This window comes from Alloprevotella rava (assembly GCF_014195585.1).
GTDB lineage: Bacteria > Bacteroidota > Bacteroidia > Bacteroidales > Bacteroidaceae > Alloprevotella > Alloprevotella rava.
The window spans coordinates 26744-44961 of the sequence record NZ_JACICA010000008.1 but is presented as its reverse complement, the minus strand read 5'-3'; the positions used below and the strand labels follow the sequence as shown (position 1 = coordinate 44961).

Sequence of the window (18218 nt, the reverse complement as noted above, 5' to 3'; positions counted from 1 at the left end):
ACAAGCGTAAAAAACGCCTAAGAAAGAATCGTCATAAGAGCAAATAATCTCTCAAGACGACTCAGCAAATGAGGATTGCGAAACAGGATTCAAACTTCATGGAAACACCTTCATAGAGTCATCCTATTTCCCAATTCTCTTTTTTGTAAATTACGAACCTAAACATTAAACCTCACAAAAGATTATGACAAGTGAAGTAATAGTAGATGTTCGCCCCAAAGAAATCTCTATCGCCCTACTTGAAGATAAGCGCCTCGTCGAGTATCAACAAGAAGGACGTGAAGCACATTTTTCTGTGGGCAATATCTATCTTGCGAAAGTCAAGAAAATCATGCCTGGGCTTAATGCTTGTTTCGTGAACGTTGGATATGAGCGAGATGCATTCCTCCATTACCTAGATCTAGGTATTCGCTATCGCTCATTAGATAAATATATGAGCCTATTGGGTGACGGAAGAAAAGATGCTTCCATTACAAAGGCTCTTGGACAAGGCGACCTTGAAAAAGAAGGAAGCGTTCAAAACGTTGTTAAACAAGGACAAGAAGTACTTGTTCAGATTCAGAAAGAACCAATGTCAACAAAAGGCCCTCGCGTGAGCTGTGACATTAGTTTTCCTGGAAGATTCCTGGTTCTAATCCCTTTTAGTGACAAGATTTCCGTCTCCTCAAAAATCAGGAGTAGTCAAGAACGCGCTCGTCTCAAGCAACTTATTCATAGCATTAAACCAAAAGGTTTTGGTGTCATTATCCGAACTGTTGCAGAAGGCAAGCGAGCTAGCGAACTTGACTTGGAAATAAAAATTCTTTACCAACGCTGGGAAGAGACCATCAGCAAGGTGCGGAAAGCACGACAAGCACAGAAGAAAATAGAAGCAGAAGCAAAATCTCCGCAACAAGCCTTGCAAAATTATAGGCCAACACTCTGCTATGAAGAAACGAGTCGAGCCGTGGCTCTACTTCGTGACCTCTTCAATCCCTCTTACGAAAACATCTATATCAACGATAAAGAAGTTTTTAATGATATTCGTGCCTATGTTTCGATGATTGCCCCTACTCGCCTAGATATTGTAAAGCTGTATCAAGGCAATGTGCCCATCTTCGATAATTTCTCCGTCACTAGACAGATAAAGAGTTCCTTTGGCCGTACCGTCACCTATAAACATGGTGCTTACCTAATCATAGAACACACTGAGGCACTTCACGTTATCGACGTTAATAGTGGCAATCGTTCGCGTTCTCCTGAAGGACAAGAAGTAAATGCTCTTGATGTAAATTTAGGTGCTGCCGATGAACTGGCTCGCCAATTACGCCTACGTGATATGGGTGGTATCATTGTGGTTGACTTTATTGACATGGCTCAACCAGAAAATAGACAGAAGTTATACGAACGCATGGTGGAGAATATGAAGAGCGATCGTGCTCGTCATAATATCCTTCCATTGTCTAAATTTGGACTTATGCAAATTACCAGACAACGCGTTCGGCCAGTAGAAGAACCCAATGTTGAAGAAACATGTCCTACCTGCGGAGGTACAGGTAAAATAAAACCGAGTATTCTCTTTACAGATCTACTTGAAGGAAAAATACGACAATTGTCACAACAGCTTCATTTCAAGCGAATCCGTCTACACGTTCACCCCTATATTGCTGCTTATCTCGATAAGGGATTTATTTCCCTCAAACGAAAATGGCAGTTTAAATACAAAACAAGTATACAGCTCACTCCCAACGAAGGCCTCGCCTATTTACAATATCAATTCTATAATGATAAAGGCGAAGAAATCGATATGAGAGGAGTTAAAGAAATGGCATAAAGCCATGTAGTCAAAAGAAATGCAAAGTTCGCTCAACTATAGCAACTTTGCATTTCTTTATTCTTTTATGGTTTGAATAAAACCACCGTTGTTCAAACAGATACTATGCATAATATTTAATTCCGCAATACACTTAATAAAAGCATATTACGGAACTAACTTTTTATAGAATTATTCACACAGGTCAGTCATCAAGTTTATGAATTACAAGCCCACTGCGTAGTTTAGGCTCAAACCACGTAGCTTTAGGGGGCATAATCCGGCCTGCATCTGCAATAGCAATAATTTGCTGCATTGTAACTGGATACAAAGCAAGTGCAGCTTTCATTTCACCACTATCCACACGGCGCTTCAACTCTCTCATCCCACGAAGGCCACCTACAAAATCTATACGGCGATCACCACGCAAATCTGTAATATTAAGTAGTTTATCAAGAATTAAGCGAGAAGAAATATCCACGTCAAGAACTCCTATAGGATCTGAAGAATCAAAGGTGCCAGGACGAGCTTGTAGTCTATACCAATGTCCCTCTAAATAAAGAGAGAATTCATGGGATTGTTGCGGAGCATATTCTTCTGTACCTGCATCTTCAACAATAAAATCAGCACTAAGTGCTGCAAGAAACTCTTGTGGAGTAAGCCCATTTAAATCTGTAACTACACGGTTATAACCAAGAATTGTAAGCTGTTCCTCAGGGAAGCACACAGCCATATAGAAGTTATATTCTTCATCACCTGTATTTCGAGGATTTTGCTCAGCTCTCTCTTTACCTACTAGAGCTGCAGCTGCTGATCTATGATGGCCATCAGCTATATAAAGGGCGTCCATCTGATCAAATTCAGCAGTGATTACAGCAATATCTTTCTCGTCAGCAATCAGCCAAAAACGATGACCAAAACCATCTATAGGAGCAATGAAATCATACTCTGGCATTTGGGCCGCATAACGGTTTATAATTTCCGTGAGTACAGGACGTTCTTTATAAGCAAGGAATACAGGCTCTATATTTGCACGTGTATTGCGTACATGCTTCATTCGGTCTTCCTCTTTATCACGACGAGTCAGTTCGTGCTTCTTAATTACATTATTAAGATAATCTTGAACATGACAACAAACAACAAAACCATACTGTGTATGTCCATTCATAGTCTGTGCATAGAGATAATAGTTTTCCTTTTCGTCTTGCACAAGCCAGCCTTGCTCTTGAAACTTTAAGAATTGTTCTGCTCCACTTTCATATACACGAGGATCATACTCACTGGTTCCTTCAGGAAAATTAATTTCAGGTTTGATAATATGGTAAAGCGACTTTTTATTATCGCCTGCTTCGGCGCGTGCTTCATCGGAGTCGAGCACATCGTAAGGACGACTTTCTACTTGCTCAACTAATTCCTTAGGAGGACGAACGCCCTTGAATGGTTTGATTCTTGCCATAAGATTTTGAAATGAGTTATTTTTAGAGACACAAGATACAGTATATAGAGACACACCCATAAATATCGTACCTTGCACCTTATATCATACTTACTTACTTATTTACTTGGAAACGAGTTTCCCCGTCTTTGAAAAAAGCTACAATCTGATTCGCAGCAGCAAGTCCAGCATTGATATTAGCCTCAGCAGTCTGAGCTCCCATCTTCTTTGGAGTTGCAAAGTAGCGATCACCAAGTTTTTCACGAGCTTCCTCATCGGCTGCAAGCTGAAGGTCACTAACGTAGCGCAAGTCTGGACGCTCTTGCAATGTACGAATGAGTTCAGACTCATTAATAACATCTTGACGAGCAGTATTAACAAGAATCGCATTTGACTTCATGCTGCTAATCAACTTGGCATTGATACTATTCTTCGTTTCTGGAGTAGAAGGGATATGAAGACTTACCACATCACACATACGGAATAATTCTTCTGCAGAAGTCATTTGCTGAACACCTTGCTGAACAAAGACTTCTTGCGGACAATAAGCATCATAAGCACAAATATCCATTCCAAACCCTTTAGCTACACGAGCCACATTCTGAGGAACGTTTCCAAAAGCTAAAAGTCCAAGTTTCTTTCCCATCAATTCCGTCCCAGACTTACCATTATAACGATTACGGACGGTAAAGAGAAGAAGGCCAAAAACAAGTTCCGCAACAGCATTTGAGTTCTGCCCAGGAGTATTCATTACAACAATGCCATGCTGCGTGGCCGCTTGCAGATCAACATTATCAAAACCTGCACCAGCACGAACAATAATCTTCAACTCTGGTGCAGCATCCATGATTTCCGCATCAATTTTATCTGAACGAATGATGATTGCATTTACATCTTTAACTGCATCAAGCAACTCAGATTTTTCCGCATATTTTTCTAGCAAAGCCAGATCGAAGCCTGCTTTTTCCACAATTTCTCGAATACCCTCAACAGCAACAGAAGCAAAGGGCTTTTGCGTTGCAACTAAAATTTTCATAGTCAATAATAAATAAAAGTTAGTAAAGGAAGAGAGACTGACAAGTGAACAATATTGAATATTGCTCACTTGTCAGTCTTTTATTGATTTTAATGTTTTTCTTCAAACTCCTGCATACAAGCGATTAAAGCCTTAACACCCTCAACCGGCATTGCATTATAGCATGAAGCGCGGAAACCACCCACATCACGATGTCCCTTGATTCCCCAAATACCACGTTCAAGAGCAAAGGCAAGGAACTCAGCTTCTAGGTCTTTATACTCGTCTGTCATGATAAAACAAATATTCATACGACTACGATCTTCTTTCACTGCTGTTCCTTTGAAACACTTGTTACGATCAATTTCAGCATAAAGTAAGTCAGCACGCTCTTGAGCACGGCGATCCATTTCTACAACACCACCTTGAGCCTTTACCCAACGAAGTGTTTGTAAGGCTGAATAAATAGGGATCACAGGAGGGGTATTAAACATAGATCCCTTCTTAATATGAGTACGATAATCAAGCATTGTAGGAATGGCTCTACTAACCTTACCAAGAGCTTCATCTTTTACAATAACAAAAGTTACACCAGCCATAGAAATGTTTTTCTGAGCGCCACCATATATCATTGTATACTTACTTACATCCACAGGACGAGAAAGAATATCACTAGACATATCACAGATAACGGGTATCGGAGATTCAAAATCTTTCAGATATTCAGTACCATAAATAGTATTATTTGAAGTGACATGTAGGTAGTCTGCGTCTTGTGGTATCTCAAAATTCTTGGGATAGTATGTAAAATTTTTATCCTTTGATGAAGCAACCTCCACAACTTCTCCAAACAATTTAGCCTCTTTTACGGCCTTTGTTGCCCATACCCCAGTATTTACATAGGCAGCTTTATTTTCGAGGAAGTTGTATGGCACCATACAGAACTCCAGACTAGCACCGCCTCCAAGGAATAAAACGCTATATCCTTCAGGGACGCCTAAAAGTTCTTTCATAAGATCTTGAGCCTCATCAATCACAGCTTGAAATTCTTTACTGCGATGGCTCATTTCCATCAGAGATAGGCCAATACCATTAAAATCTACACATGCTTCAGCAGTGGCTTTCATAACTTCCTGCGGGAGAATTGAGGGTCCCGCACCAAAATTGTACTTCTTCATGTCTATTGAATAATTAGATATTAGTTAAACAATAATTTCGTTGGCGAATGTAGGGAGTTTTACTGGTTTCTCCAAATAATGCGAATATTTTTTTAAGAAAGCGTAACTCTACACTTCTGCAAATAGATTTTTCCTTCAAAAACATGTTATACAACATAGTTTTTACGTTTTGTCAGCTTCAAAATTCTCACTACTTTGCGGCCGAAACAAATTTACAACTGCGGATACACCGCATAATACCTATTCAATAAAAACAAAAAGCCATCACTATGAAAGTTTACGATTCTCACGACATCAAGAACATTGCTCTTTTAGGCAATGACGGCTCAGGTAAGACCACTCTAACTGAAGCATTGCTCTATGAGAGTGGTCTTATTAAACGCCGCGGTCGCATAACAATGAAAAATACCGTCAGCGACTATTTCCCTGTTGAACAAGACTATGGATATTCAGTATTCTCTACGATATTCCATGTGGAATGGAATAATAAGAAATTAAATATCATTGATTGTCCTGGATCTGATGATTTTGTTGGAGCAGCCCTTACAGCACTGAATGTCACAGACACTGCAATACTTCTTATAAATGGGCAATATGGTCCAGAAGTAGGTACACAAAATCACTTCCGCTACACAGAGAAACTTCAGAAACCAGTCATATTCCTCCTCAATCAATTAGATTCTGAACTGTGTGACTATAATAATATTGTAGAACAACTACAAGGTATTTATGGCCCCAAAGCTCTTCCTGTACAATACCCTGTAAAAACAGGTCCCGACTTCAATTCGCTGATAGATGTTATTCTCATGAAGAAATTAACGTGGGGAGAAGAAGGTGGGCAACCTACAATAGAAGACATTCCAGCAGAGGAAATGGAAAGAGCTCAAGAAATGCACAAAGCCTTAGTAGAAGCTGCAGCAGAAAATGATGAAAACCTCATGGAAAAGTTCTTCGAAACGGAACAGCTTACTGAAGACGAAATGCGGGAAGGCATTCGTAAAGGAATGGCAACTCGCAGCATTTTCCCTGTATTCTGTGTATGTGCTTATAAGAATATGGGCGTTGGTCGCCTAATGGAATTCCTTGGTAATGTAGTCCCCTTCGTTGACGAAATGCCTGCGGTACATAACACAAGAGGAGAAGAAGTCTTATTAAATCCTAATGGCCCAACAAGCGTTTACTTTTTCAAGACTGGCGTGGAACCACATATCGGAGAAGTACAATACTTTAAAGTTATGAGTGGTACGCTGAAAGAAGGAGATGAACTTACAAATTCTGACAGAGGAACAAAAGAACGCGTCGCACAAATATTTACCTGTGCAGGAGCTCAGCGCGACAAAGTAGAAAAAATGCTTGCTGGTGATATTGGATGCACAGTTAAGCTAAAAGATGTACGCACAGGAAACACTCTAAACGGAGCAAATTGTGAGAATCGATTCAATTGGATAAAATACCCAGAGCCAAAATACATTCGTGCGATTAAGGCTGTCAACGAATCCGATACAGAAAAGATGATGCAGGCTATTCAGCGCATGCGTCTTGAAGATCCAACATGGATTATTGAACAGAGTAAAGAGTTGCGACAAACTCTTGTCAAAGGACAAGGAGAATTCCATCTCCGTACTCTCAAATGGCGTTTAGAAAACCTCGATAAAATTTCCGTTGAATTCTACGAGCAAAAGATTCCTTATCGCGAAACAATTACTAAACCTGCAAAAGGAGATTATCGACACAAAAAACAATCTGGTGGTGCTGGACAATTTGGTGAAGTACACTTAATTGTTGAACCCTACCATGAAGGAATGCCAGATCCCACAAGCTACAATTTTGGAGGGCAAGAAATTCGCGTTAATATCAAGGGAAAAGAAGAAATCCCATTAGAATGGGGTGGCAAATTAGTCTTTATCAACAGCGTTGTTGGTGGAGCTATTGATACTCGATTTATGCCAGCAATTCTTAAAGGTATCATGAGTAGAATGGAGCAAGGTCCACTAACAGGTTCTTACGCTCGCGACGTTCGCGTTGTTGTATTCGATGGTAAAATGCACCCAGTTGACTCTAATGAAATTTCATTCACATTAGCTGGCCGAAATGCGTTCAGTCAAGCATTCCGCGATGCAGGCCCCAAGGTACTTGAACCAATTTATGACGTTGAAGTATTCACTCCAGTAGAAGCGATGGGCGATGTAATGAGCGATCTACAAGGGCGTCGAGGTATGATAATTGGTATGGTTGATGAAAATGGCTACCAGAAATTATCAGCAAAAGTACCCTTGAAAGAAATGTCAAACTACTCCACTACGTTAAGTAGTTTAACTGGCGGCCGCGCAAGTTTCATTATGAAGTTTGCTTCTTATGAACTAATACCGACGGATTTGCAAAAGAAACTTATTGATGAGTTCTCTAAACAAAACGAAGAGGATGCATAAAACATTCAGTAAAGACAAAGAGCCTTCCATTTTGGAGGGCTCTTTTTATCCATCCCAAGAGAGCAGAAAAGATTTGGAGTAATTTGGAGTTTCTTCATACTTATTGTACCTTCGCAGCAAATTTTCTAAAAACAAGTATGAAAACTATTCAGGTAAAGGACAAAACTTTCACCGTTTCAATTTCTCGAGAGGAAATTCAGAAGCGCGTCGCAGAAGTAGCAGCACAAATAAGTAAAGACCTTAACGGCAAAAAACCGCTATTCCTTGCCGTGCTGAATGGTGCTTTTGTTTTTGCAGCAGATTTAATACGAGGAATTTCTATAGATTGTGAAATCACGTTTGTTCGCATGGCCTCCTATGCAGGAACAAAATCAACAGGTGTAGTAAAAGAACTTATTGGTTTAAATGAGAATATAGAAAATCGTCACGTTGTCATCGTAGAAGATATTATTGACTCAGGCAAAACCATGGAAGAATTATTGGCTATGCTGCAAGCACGTCATCCTGCCAGTATCAAGATAGCATCGCTATTAGTAAAACCAGGAAATTTAAAAGTAAACCTCGATATTCCTTATTGCTGCTTCAACATCCCCAATGACTTCATTGTAGGTTATGGGCTTGATTATGATGGTGAGGGTAGAAACTTACCTGAAATCTATACCATCAAATAAGAGGAAACATACAAAAGGATTATTCAAGAATATGAAGAATTTAGTTATTTTTGGTGCTCCAGGCTCAGGCAAGGGTACTCAAAGTGATCTGTTGGTTAAAAGATATGGTTTCAAACATATCTCTACAGGCGATGTATTGCGTGGAGAAATAAAAAACGGCACGGAACTAGGAAAAACTGCTAAAAATTACATAGATAACGGTCAGTTAATCCCAGATTCACTGATGATCGATATTCTCGCAAGCACATACGATAGCCTTTGTCCCTGCGATGGTGTTATCTTTGATGGATTCCCTCGTACCATTCCTCAAGCAGAAGCCCTAAAGAAAATGTTGGCAGACAGAAATACTGAGGTAAGTGCTATGCTCGAACTTGATGTCCCTGAAGAAGAACTTATATCTCGCCTTATCAATCGGGGTAAGACTTCTGGCCGCGCTGACGATAATGAAGAAACGATCCAAAAACGATTAACTGTCTACAAGAATCAGACGAGTCCACTCATTGATTGGTACACTTCTGAAGGCATTTGTCATTCTGTTAAGGGAATTGGTTCTCTCGAAGAAATCGAAGCTGCGCTTTGCAAAGTTATTGACGAGCTCTAAAATCATCATATACAAACGAATTACACAACACCTCACTAACAGTGAGGAAGTGTAGTTCGTTTTCTTTTTATTCAAATCTTTTCTAATCTCTTTGGTCTCACTCTAAGAAAAAAATGGAATCCAACTTCGTTGACTACGTAAAAATTTATTGTCGCTCAGGAAAAGGTGGACGTGGCTCAATGCATCTACACCGCGCTAAATACCAACCCAATGGTGGTCCCGATGGAGGAGATGGAGGACGTGGTGGAAACATATATTTAAGAGGAAACCACAACTACTGGACACTTCTTCACTTGCGCTATGAACGCCATGTTTTTGCAGGACATGGTGGCAATGGAGGAAAATCTCTCTTGCATGGAGCTGATGGGCAAGACCGCTATATTGATGTACCCTGCGGCACTGTTGCCTACGATGCTGAAACAGGTAAATATATCTGCGATGTTACGGAGGATGGGCAAGTAGTAATGCTGCTAAAAGGCGGACGTGGCGGAAAAGGCAATTGGCATTTCCGCACAGCTACTAATCAGACACCACGCTATGCACAACCTGGTGAGCCAATGCAAGAGATGATGATCATTCTTGAATTGAAGTTGCTCGCCGATGTTGGACTTGTTGGTTTCCCCAATGCAGGAAAATCAACACTTCTTTCTGCCGTTTCTTCTGCGAAGCCCAAAATTGCTAATTACCCCTTCACGACAATGGAGCCAAGTCTTGGTATTGTTCCCTACCGTGACAACCAGAGCTTTGTCATGGCAGATATTCCTGGAATCATTGAAGGAGCTGCTGAGGGAAAAGGACTAGGACTTCGCTTTCTTCGCCATATTGAGCGCAACTCTCTCCTACTTTTCATGGTTCCTGGCGACACTGATGATATCAAAAAAGAATACGAAGTTCTCTTAGGTGAATTAGGAAAGTTCAACCCTCAGATGCTCGATAAGCACAGAGTCTTAGCAATCACTAAATCTGATCTCTTAGATGAGGAACTCATTGATATGCTAAGTGCCGAATTACCCACGGAACTTCCCGTTTTATTCATTTCTGCTGTTGCTGGTAAAGGCATCCAAGAATTAAAAGATTGTCTTTGGAAAGAACTCAACAGCGAGAGCAACAAATTACAAGCAGTTTCTAAAGGAGGAAGTCTCATTCATCGAGATCGTGAAGTACGTATTTTAGATCAAGACTTTGAGGAATGGGAGCCAGACTTTGAAGAAGCAACAGATGATGAAATTCTTGATTTAGAAGACATAGAGATTCTTGATGACTGAAACTGACATTTTGGAGTATTCGCTTGACAGTAAAGTTCGAGCATTCTCCACAACGAGAAAAGGAGGAGTAAGCAAAGGATACTACTCCTCCTTTAATATATCCCACTACTGCAATGATAGGCTAGAGGATGTACAAGAAAATCGCAACCGGCTCAGCCAATTCCTTAATATTCCTAGTGAGCGTATTATCGTACCACAACAAGTTCATCTTGCAGAAGTACGAGCCGTTACATCACAAACAAAAAATACAGACCTAGAAAACATTGATGCTGTTATTACCAATGAGAGACAACTCTGCATAGGTATATCAACAGCCGACTGTGTCCCAATTCTCCTCTACGATACAAAAAATCAAGCTATCGGAGCGGTTCATGCAGGATGGCGTGGGACTGTCAGAAAAATAGTTTGCAACACCATTAAAGAAATGAAAGAGCACTATGGTTCACTTCCTCAAAATCTCAAAGCCATCATAGGTCCAAGCATAAGTAAAGAGGCTTTTGAGGTGGACAAAGAAGTCTATGACGCATTTGCAATGGCTGACTTTAAAATGTCAGCCATTGCAGAGCAAAAAGAGAAATGGCACATTGATTTATGGACTGCAAATTTTAACCTTTTAGTAGCAGCAGGTGTAGAATTGGAAAATATTTCTATTGCAAACATTTGTACTTATAATTATTACGATACATTCTTCTCAGCTCGCCGTCTTGGTATCAACTCTGGTCGAATGTATACTGGTATTCTACTAAAGTAATGAGTTTTTCATTACCTTTGCGAATAAAAAAAGAATAACTTATGCATGGATTTATCAAAGTAGCTGCAGCTGTCCCCCGCGTACGAGTAGCCGACTGCAAATTTAATACAGCACAAATTGAGAGCATGATGGCTCGAGCTGAAGGACTCGGCATCGAGATTATTGTATTCCCCGAACTTTCTATTACGGGTTATACGTGTCAAGATCTTTTCCAACAACAGATTCTTTTGGAAGAGGCTGAAACCTCATTACTAAAAATCATGGAGTTCAGCCACAACCTCAACATTACAACCATTGTAGGGCTTCCATTTGCCTACGATGGAATGCTTCTCAATTGTGCCGCAGTTGTTCAAGGAGGAAAAATTTATGGTATAGTGCCTAAGACATATATTCCTAACTATAAAGAGTTCTATGAAGCTCGCTGGTTTAGCTCTGCTTCTCGTTTAGGAAGACAGGAACAAATCAACTTCTTTGGACAGCAAATACCTTGTGGAGATCACCTCTTGTTCAACAATGGTCGATTCACCTTTGGCGTAGAAATCTGCGAAGATCTATGGGCCACTATCCCACCTAGTTCTAAACTCTCATTACATGGTGCAGAGATTATTTTCAACTTAAGTAGCAGCAACGAATTAGTAGGAAAAAATGCATATTTAAAAGGCCTTATCTGCAACCAGAGTGCACGCTGTATTAGTGGCTATGTATATGCTGGCAGTGGTTATGGAGAAAGCACACAAGATATAGTCTTTAGCGGCCTGGGATTCATTGCAGAAAATGGACATATTTTGGAAGAAGGCAAACGTTTCTCTATGCAAGAACAACTCATTGTCAGCGAAATTGACATTGATAGTCTCCGACAGGAACGCCGTGTTAATACAACATTTGCCTCGGTAAAAGACTTAATGCAGCAGTCTGACAAAGGCACATACCTACACATTGAGATGAATCCTACAATCTTCGATAAGGAGCGCTTCACTCTAACACGTAATATCCCTGCTCTTCCTTTCGTTCCTAGCGCAGATAAAATTGATGAATGTTGCGAAGAAATTCTCAGTATTCAAAGTGAAGGTTTAGCAAAACGCATTGACCATACGCATGCTGAAACTGTAGTTGTAGGAATCAGTGGCGGGTTAGATTCCACATTAGCTTTACTCGTTTGCGTAAATGCTTTCGACAGATTAAAAAAGGATAGAAAAGGTATTATTGGTATCACGATGCCAGGCTTCGGTACAACAGACCGCACTTATACTAACGCTATCAACTTAATGAAAGGCTTGGGCGTTACCATAAGAGAAATCAGCATAAAAGATGCCTGCAATGTACATTTCAAGGACTTAGGAATCGACCCTGCAAAGCACGATATTACCTACGAAAACAGCCAGGCACGCGAACGCACGCAAATTCTCATGGATGCTGCCAACCAAATGAATGGTTTTGTAGTAGGAACAGGAGATTTGAGCGAACTTGCACTAGGCTGGGCTACTTACAATGGCGACCAAATGTCTATGTATGCAGTTAATTCTTCTATTCCTAAAACGCTAGTTTATCATCTTGTAAGTTGTGTGGCTCAACACGTGGAAGATGAACATATAAAAAGCACACTCCTCGATATTGTTAATACGCCCATTAGTCCAGAGCTCATTCCCGCAACAGCAAACGGAGATATACTCCAAAAGACGGAAGATCTCGTCGGACCATACGAGTTGCACGACTTTTTCATTTATCATTTCCTGCGCAAAGGTTTCCGTCCAAGCAAGGTTTTCTATCTAGCACAAAAAGCTTTTAATGGTAGTAATAAGAATGTATCAACCTACGATGATACTACAATTCTAAAATGGCTGCAAACATTCTGCCATCGCTTCTTCAGTCAGCAATTTAAACGTAGTTGTCTCCCCGATGGTCCGAAAGTTGGAAGTTGTTCTCTCAGTCCTCGAGGCGATTGGCGTATGCCCTCTGATGCTTGCGCAGCTCTTTGGCTGGAAGAATGCGAAAATCTAAAAGAACAAATCAGTCCTGTCACGCAGCCAAACAATGAAAGCAACTAAACCTGCTATTATTGCATTATTTCTGAGTATCCTCTGGAGCTATACTCTCCCCCTAGTTGCACAAAAGAAACCCATTTTCTTTGCGCGAACTATTGTAGAGAAGCCCGCTCTCATTAAGGGCGATAGTATGTTGGTCTCTATTGTTCTCTACTCTGATGCTGACCTACAACAAATACGTTGCAATACACTAACACTCAAGCTAAAAAATGCTACCGTGCGTCGGCTTAACTTTAATCGCAATGAGACTCTCGGCCTTCGCAACTATAAAGGGCAAGCATTCAATAGTTTGATTTGGGCAGAATATATAATTTCTGCCAATGAAATTACAACACTAGTACTCCCCTCCTTCAAATTTGAAGGAATAGCAAGGACCTACATCCCGGCTCAACAAGGTTCTCCTTTCTTAGGCTGGTGGATTCCTCAAGAAACCAAAGATATTCGTATAAAAACTGCTACAGAAAAAGTAAAAATCCCCGTTATTTATAAGCCACAGAAGACAACAAAAGAATTGCTTCAATCAAAAGAGCTCACGCTCTAATTCTCTGGCTTACAACCTACATTGCAGGCTGTCAACGATAATCAAACGCTGATAGCCTGTTTTTTACGGAATAGAAGATTTATTCATAGGAAAACTGTAAAGAAGTCTTCCCTGAAAATTCTAGAAAAGCACAAAGTATACAAATATCCTTATTGCGTTTGAAAATACAATAAGGGAATCAGCCGACATCTTTATTGTATTTTCAAATACAATAAAGATATTTACGCTGAGGAAGTAATAATACCATAAAATGAAAAATCCAGAACTAGTAAAACACAGATCAAGGAAGCAAAAGAATTATCAAAATCACCACTAAAAGCATCTATCCAACAACTTAAAACTTAATATTGTTAAAAGAACAGGTCATTTGATGATTTTTCAAAAATCTTTTAAGAAAACAGTAGTAAATACGTTTATTTTTGCAAGGTAAAAAGCAACAAGAAGTATTACACATGACTAAATCAACAAAAACAATAAACAAATTAGTTATGAAAAAAGGATTTATGTTAGCCGCAGTAGCCATTTCATTAGGATGGCCTGCAACGATGGTTGCTAAATCTGCCATCAATGGTTCTGCACCAAGAACTGAAATAGGTACAACTGCCGTTTCTGAAACAAAAGCAGTACCTGCAACTTATCAAAACCTCCCTGACTTGACTTATGCAGCAGAAAAAGCTATCAATTCAGTGGTTTATATCAAGGTGACGGTCGAAGGTTCGTCACGGACCGTACAATATTCTAACCCTTTTGAGGATTTCTTCGGAGATTTCTTTGGGCGCGGTAATGGCGGCGATTCGCAACAAAGAACTTACAAAGAACCAGATCGCAAAGGAGCGGGCTCAGGTGTTATCTTGACAAACGATGGCTATATCGTGACAAACAACCACGTTGTGGAAGGTGCAACGGAGATGATTGTAAAACTCAACGACAACCGAGAGTTCAAAGCACGCATCATTGGCACAGACAAAAATTCTGACTTAGCGCTAATTAAAATTGAAGCAAAAGATTTACAGCCTATAACTATTGGTAATTCGGATAATCTCCGCTTAGGAGAATGGGTACTTGCTATCGGCAATCCTTTTAGCTTGACTTCAACTGTAACTGCCGGAATTGTGAGTGCCAAAGCACGTACTACAGGAGGTAATGCTGTTGAATCAAGTATTCAGACCGATGCAGCTATCAATCCTGGAAACTCTGGCGGTGCTTTGGTCAACGCACGTGGTGAACTGGTGGGAATCAACAATATGATTTATTCGCAAACAGGTTCCTACGCTGGATATGGCTTTGCCATTCCCGTGAGCATTATGAACAAGGTGGTGGCCGATCTCCGCAAGTTTGGAACAGTGCAACGCGCCTTGATGGGGATCAGTGGTCAAGACGTTATCAACTATATTGACACACAAAAGGAGAAAGGAAAAGATATTGAACTTGGAACGACTGAAGGTGTCTACGTTGGTGAAGTTTCCTCCGATGGCGCTGCACAAGCTGCAGGAATCAAAGAGGGAGATGTGATTACAGCTGTGGACGGCAAGAAAGTTACAAAGTTTGGAGAATTAAACGAAATCTTAGCCAATCATCGTCCAGGTGATAAAATCAGCGTGACATACCTTAGAAACAAGAAAGCTACAACAACATCTCTGACTCTTCGCAACCAGCAAGGCACAACTACAGCAGTTGAAAATATCGACGATGAGCAGTTAGGTATCGCACTGAGAAAACTCACTGCGAGCGAGAAAGAAGAGTTGGCACTCAGCCATGGACTTATGGTGACGGCTGTACGCGATGGCAAAATGAAAGAAGCAGGCATCACCAAAGGTGTCATTCTGATGCGCGTCAATGATAAGGATCTGAATTCTATTGACGACTTCTATGAGACTGTGAAGCGTGCAAATATGTCGACAGATCGCGTTCTGTGGATTCGCGCAAAAACTCAAACGGGATATAATAAGAGCTTTACCGTTGAATTGAGCAATCCAAAGAAGAAATAAAAGGGTTCTTCAATAAAAATAGATATAGCGGATTTCCGAGGCTTCTGTTTCGAGAGATCCGCTATTGTTTTCTACCCCCGAAAAAAAGAATTATCGCACATTTTTCACTAACTTCGCGACGCATTTATTATTCAATCTTCATTATGCAAGAACTGGCTTTAAAGTATGGTTGCAATCCCAACCAAAAACCTGCCCGTGTTTTCATCGAAAACGGAGAACTCCCTGTTACAGTACTTAATGGTCGTCCTGGCTACATCAATTTTCTTGATGCACTCAATGGTTGGCAACTCGTAAAAGAACTCAAAGAAGCTACAGGAATCCCTGCAGCAACTAGTTTCAAACACGTTTCGCCTGCAGGAGCTGCCATCGGTCTGCCACTGAATGAAACTCTCCGTAAAATTTACTGGGTAGATGATGTGGATTTTGAATTAACCTCAATAGCTTCTGCTTACGCAAGAGCCCGAGGCGCTGATCGCATGTCATCCTATGGCGATTTTATTGCATTGAGCGATACCTGCGATAAAGCTACAGCTCTACTCATCAAGCGGGAAGTGAGCGATGGTGTTATTGCGCCTGGCTATACAGAAGAAGCCTTAGATATTCTGCGTGAAAAGAGAAAAGGGACATATAATGTCATCCAAATCGACACGAACTATAAGCCTGAACCCATTGAACAGAAACAGGTTTTTGGTATCACATTCGAGCAAGGACGCAATGAAATTGACTTGACAGCTGACAACCTCTTTGATAACATTCCAACAAGCAATAAGGATTTTTCGGAAGAAGCAAAGCGCGACTTGAAGATTGCACTCATCATCCTCAAATACACGCAAAGCAACTCTGTTTGCTATGTAAAGGATGGACAAGCAATTGGTATTGGTGCTGGACAACAGAGCCGAATCCATTGCACAAGACTTGCAGGAAGCAAGGCCGACATTTGGTGGCTTCGTCAACATCCGAAAGTGATGAACCTGCCTTGGGTAGAAAAGATAAGAAGAGCTGACCGCGACAACACTATTGATATCTATATCAGTGAAGAATGGGAAGATGTCCTTAAAGATGGAGAATGGCAAAAATTCTTCACAGAAAAGCCACAAGAGTTGACGCGAGAAGAAAAGAAAGAATGGATTACAAAGAACACAGGAGTGTGTCTAGGCAGCGATGCTTTCTTCCCCTTTGGCGACAACATTGAGCGTGCCCACAAAAGTGGTGTCGCCTACGTTGCCCAAGCAGGTGGTAGTGTGAGGGACGACCATGTTATTGCTACTTGTGATAAGTATGGCATTGCTATGGCCTTTACAGGAATCCGTCTTTTCCATCATTAAAAAGAATGAAATAAAATGGATAGACACGTAGGAGAAGAAGAAATCCAACAAGCCATAACTACTGGCATAGTTTTCAAAGGTACTAAGCGTTCAAAAAAAAGCGAAGAGACCAAAGTAAAAACTAAAGCTAAAAAGAAAACCTATATAACAGGCTTACACGGAAGTGGTGCTGCAAAAAAGAAAGCAGATATCCGCAGACGTAGAGCAAATAGGCATAAAGCATAAAACAAGCCCCTCGAAAAGACTTACAAGTCTCATCAAGGGGCTTTAATTTAAAGAATCCAAGTTAATTAAGCACACGAGTCATCAAGAAATCAAACCAGCGCGTAGGCAGAATAGTATGTAGAAACACCAAAGGTTTTGCACCCAAACCGATGAGATAGCGTGCCTTTGGATGAGAAGAATTAACAGCCTTGCAGATTGTTCTTGCTATAAGTTTAGGTTCTGACAATATACGGCCATCATAGAGCTTACGCAACATTTCAGCGGTTTTTCTTGCCTGAACCTCATAAGCTCCTCCTTTAGAACTATCGTCCAAATGGTTTGCAGCTATCTGTCCCCAGGGAGTTTTAATTCCGCCAGGCTCAATGATGGAAACATGAATGCCAAAAGGTTTTACTTCCATACGTAAGGAATCACTGAAAGCTTCTAAAGCATACTTCGTGGCATGATACCAACCACCAAAACAAGAGGAAAAGCGCCCAGCCATAGAACTAATATTGATAATGGTTCCACTTTTCTGAAAGCGCATATGGGGTAGAACTTTCTTAGTGAGCATTGCAATTCCAAAAAGATTTACATCAAACTGCCGGCGTGCTTTATCTATCGTTACATCTTCAATAGCCCCCAAAGAGCCATAGCCGGCATTATTTATTAAAACATCAATTCTTCCTTCTGCGTGCAGCACTAGAGATAGGGCTTTGTCTATACTATATTCCGAAGTTACATCCAATTCCAAAGGCTTTACTCCAAAAACTTTAAGAGATTCTATCTTCCCTATCCTACGGGCTGCACCATAGACCACATGCCCTTGCTTTGCTAACTTTGCTGCGGTCTGAAATCCTATACCGCTACTAGCACCAGTTATTATAATTATCTTTTCTTTCTTCATAGTTAATCTGCATAACTATATTGTCTATGCTGCATTCACTCCTACAAATTTAAAACTTTCAAAATAATACTTCT

At 40.6% G+C, this 18218-nt stretch carries 15 protein-coding genes; 11 read left to right on the top strand and 4 right to left on the bottom strand.

What is annotated here, in order from left to right:
* Window positions 1-184: 184 nt before the first annotated feature.
* Window positions 185-1813, top strand: coding sequence for an Rne/Rng family ribonuclease (locus tag FHS60_RS07545; protein WP_183697208.1), 1629 nt, complete (start codon window positions 185-187; stop codon window positions 1811-1813).
* Window positions 1814-1997: 184 nt separating this feature from the next.
* Here FHS60_RS07545 and FHS60_RS07540 read toward each other — a convergent pair whose 3' ends face one another.
* The 3 genes from FHS60_RS07540 to serC all read right to left on the bottom strand — a co-directional run bounded on the left by FHS60_RS07540 (window position 1998) and on the right by serC (window position 5420).
* On the bottom strand, window positions 1998-3248 hold the full coding sequence (locus tag FHS60_RS07540; RefSeq protein WP_183697205.1) for a DUF1015 domain-containing protein: 1251 nt from the start codon (window positions 3246-3248) through the stop codon (window positions 1998-2000).
* A gap of 94 nt (window positions 3249-3342) precedes the next feature.
* On the bottom strand, window positions 3343-4263 hold the full coding sequence (locus FHS60_RS07535) for a 3-phosphoglycerate dehydrogenase (protein ID WP_183697202.1): 921 nt from the start codon (window positions 4261-4263) through the stop codon (window positions 3343-3345).
* 89 nt (window positions 4264-4352) lie between these two features.
* Window positions 4353-5420 carry a 3-phosphoserine/phosphohydroxythreonine transaminase gene (gene serC / locus FHS60_RS07530; protein ID WP_183697199.1) on the bottom strand — a complete coding sequence of 356 codons (1068 nt, stop codon included), beginning with the start codon at window positions 5418-5420 and terminating at the stop codon, window positions 4353-4355.
* Window positions 5421-5689: 269 nt separating this feature from the next.
* On the opposite strand from serC, the gene FHS60_RS07525 reads away from it, so the two are divergent.
* The 10 genes from FHS60_RS07525 (at window position 5690) to FHS60_RS07480 (ending at window position 17258) form a co-directional block, all read left to right on the top strand.
* Window positions 5690-7849, top strand: a complete 2160-nt coding sequence (locus FHS60_RS07525) for an elongation factor G (RefSeq protein WP_183697196.1) — start codon at window positions 5690-5692, stop codon at window positions 7847-7849.
* A gap of 137 nt (window positions 7850-7986) precedes the next feature.
* Window positions 7987-8520: a hypoxanthine phosphoribosyltransferase gene (hpt, locus tag FHS60_RS07520; RefSeq protein WP_183697193.1), complete on the top strand. Its 534-nt coding sequence runs from the start codon at window positions 7987-7989 to the stop codon at window positions 8518-8520.
* 31 nt (window positions 8521-8551) lie between these two features.
* Entirely contained in the window at window positions 8552-9121 is a 570-nt protein-coding gene (locus tag FHS60_RS07515; RefSeq protein ID WP_183697190.1) for an adenylate kinase, read from the top strand.
* A 113-nt stretch (window positions 9122-9234) separates the two neighbouring features.
* The gene (obgE, locus tag FHS60_RS07510; RefSeq protein ID WP_183697187.1) at window positions 9235-10386 is read left to right on the top strand and encodes a GTPase ObgE; all 1152 of its coding nucleotides are present in this window, start codon (window positions 9235-9237) and stop codon (window positions 10384-10386) included.
* Window positions 10379-11137: a peptidoglycan editing factor PgeF gene (gene pgeF / locus FHS60_RS07505; protein ID WP_183697184.1), complete on the top strand. Its 759-nt coding sequence runs from the start codon at window positions 10379-10381 to the stop codon at window positions 11135-11137. Before obgE ends, pgeF begins: the two co-directional genes overlap by 8 nt.
* Window positions 11138-11178: 41 nt before the next feature.
* A complete protein-coding gene (locus tag FHS60_RS07500; RefSeq protein WP_183697182.1) occupies window positions 11179-13182 on the top strand; it encodes an NAD(+) synthase in 2004 nt (667 codons plus the stop codon).
* On the top strand, window positions 13169-13720 hold the full coding sequence (locus FHS60_RS07495) for a BatD family protein (protein ID WP_183697179.1): 552 nt from the start codon (window positions 13169-13171) through the stop codon (window positions 13718-13720). Before FHS60_RS07500 ends, FHS60_RS07495 begins: the two co-directional genes overlap by 14 nt.
* Window positions 13721-14208: 488 nt before the next feature.
* Window positions 14209-15708, top strand: coding sequence for a Do family serine endopeptidase (locus FHS60_RS07490; RefSeq protein WP_183697177.1), 1500 nt, complete (start codon window positions 14209-14211; stop codon window positions 15706-15708).
* A 143-nt stretch (window positions 15709-15851) separates the two neighbouring features.
* Window positions 15852-17033 carry a phosphoribosylaminoimidazolecarboxamide formyltransferase gene (locus FHS60_RS07485; protein WP_183697174.1) on the top strand — a complete coding sequence of 394 codons (1182 nt, stop codon included), beginning with the start codon at window positions 15852-15854 and terminating at the stop codon, window positions 17031-17033.
* Between the two features lie 15 nt (window positions 17034-17048).
* On the top strand, window positions 17049-17258 hold the full coding sequence (locus FHS60_RS07480; protein WP_183697171.1) for a hypothetical protein: 210 nt from the start codon (window positions 17049-17051) through the stop codon (window positions 17256-17258).
* A 61-nt stretch (window positions 17259-17319) separates the two neighbouring features.
* On the opposite strand, the gene FHS60_RS07475 is transcribed toward FHS60_RS07480, so the two are convergent.
* Window positions 17320-18144 carry an oxidoreductase gene (locus FHS60_RS07475; protein WP_183697168.1) on the bottom strand — a complete coding sequence of 275 codons (825 nt, stop codon included), beginning with the start codon at window positions 18142-18144 and terminating at the stop codon, window positions 17320-17322.
* Window positions 18145-18218 lie beyond the last annotated feature (74 nt).

Bases quoted from the DNA above. Each gene is read 5' to 3' on its own strand.
- FHS60_RS07495 (WP_183697179.1), top strand. From the start codon at position 13,169: ATGAAAGCAACTAAACCTGCTATTATTGCATTATTTCTGAGTATCCTC.
- FHS60_RS07485 (WP_183697174.1), top strand. From the start codon at position 15,852: ATGCAAGAACTGGCTTTAAAGTATGGTTGCAATCCCAACCAAAAACCT.
- serC (WP_183697199.1), bottom strand. From the start codon at position 5,420: ATGAAGAAGTACAATTTTGGTGCGGGACCCTCAATTCTCCCGCAGGAA.
- FHS60_RS07525 (WP_183697196.1), top strand. From the start codon at position 5,690: ATGAAAGTTTACGATTCTCACGACATCAAGAACATTGCTCTTTTAGGC.
- FHS60_RS07515 (WP_183697190.1), top strand. From the start codon at position 8,552: ATGAAGAATTTAGTTATTTTTGGTGCTCCAGGCTCAGGCAAGGGTACT.
- obgE (WP_183697187.1), top strand. From the start codon at position 9,235: ATGGAATCCAACTTCGTTGACTACGTAAAAATTTATTGTCGCTCAGGA.
- FHS60_RS07545 (WP_183697208.1), top strand. From the start codon at position 185: ATGACAAGTGAAGTAATAGTAGATGTTCGCCCCAAAGAAATCTCTATC.
- FHS60_RS07490 (WP_183697177.1), top strand. From the start codon at position 14,209: ATGAAAAAAGGATTTATGTTAGCCGCAGTAGCCATTTCATTAGGATGG.
- hpt (WP_183697193.1), top strand. From the start codon at position 7,987: ATGAAAACTATTCAGGTAAAGGACAAAACTTTCACCGTTTCAATTTCT.
- FHS60_RS07475 (WP_183697168.1), bottom strand. From the start codon at position 18,144: ATGAAGAAAGAAAAGATAATTATAATAACTGGTGCTAGTAGCGGTATA.
- FHS60_RS07480 (WP_183697171.1), top strand. From the start codon at position 17,049: ATGGATAGACACGTAGGAGAAGAAGAAATCCAACAAGCCATAACTACT.
- FHS60_RS07535 (WP_183697202.1), bottom strand. From the start codon at position 4,263: ATGAAAATTTTAGTTGCAACGCAAAAGCCCTTTGCTTCTGTTGCTGTT.
- pgeF (WP_183697184.1), top strand. From the start codon at position 10,379: ATGACTGAAACTGACATTTTGGAGTATTCGCTTGACAGTAAAGTTCGA.
- FHS60_RS07540 (WP_183697205.1), bottom strand. From the start codon at position 3,248: ATGGCAAGAATCAAACCATTCAAGGGCGTTCGTCCTCCTAAGGAATTA.
- FHS60_RS07500 (WP_183697182.1), top strand. From the start codon at position 11,179: ATGCATGGATTTATCAAAGTAGCTGCAGCTGTCCCCCGCGTACGAGTA.